Here is a 387-nt window from a genome sequence, read left to right as displayed (position 1 = left end):
GCGCGGATCCGGGCTTCGGGCGGCGGGTCAGGCGACGCGGGTGAAGGCGGCGTCCTGCGCGTCGCCCTCGCCCATGTCGAGGGCGAAGCCGCCGCCCGCCGCCGGGCCGCGCCCGCCCGCCCGCTTCGGGCTCGGCGAGCGGATCGCCGCCGAGGAAGCGCCCGAGGCCGGGCCCGCCGAGGCCGTGCCCATCCGCGCCGCGGTCGCGCGCAGGCGCGTCACCGCCTGATCGACGCCGGCCAGGGGGACACCCGCCAGGGGCGCGCCCGGCGCGGACGCCTCGGCGAGGCGGAAGTAGGCGATCGTCGCCTGCAGCTTCTCGGCCTGGGTGGCCAGCTCCTCGGAGGTGGCCGAGACCTGCTCGGAGGCGCTGGCGTTCTGCTGGGT

General features: G+C 79.6%; 1 pseudogene. It reads right to left on the bottom strand.

Annotation, left to right across the window (positions count from 1 at the left end):
- Positions 1-27 precede the first annotated feature (27 nt).
- Positions 28-387, bottom strand: a pseudogene (locus ACTJK8_RS32410) (methyl-accepting chemotaxis protein); the annotation flags it as partial.

Origin of the sequence: Methylobacterium sp. 22177 (assembly GCF_052045615.1) — a bacterium.
Taxonomy (GTDB): Bacteria; Pseudomonadota; Alphaproteobacteria; order Rhizobiales; family Beijerinckiaceae; genus Methylobacterium; species Methylobacterium radiotolerans.
The sequence above is the reverse complement of the archived record's forward strand: the minus strand, read 5'-3'. Positions and strand labels throughout refer to the sequence as shown.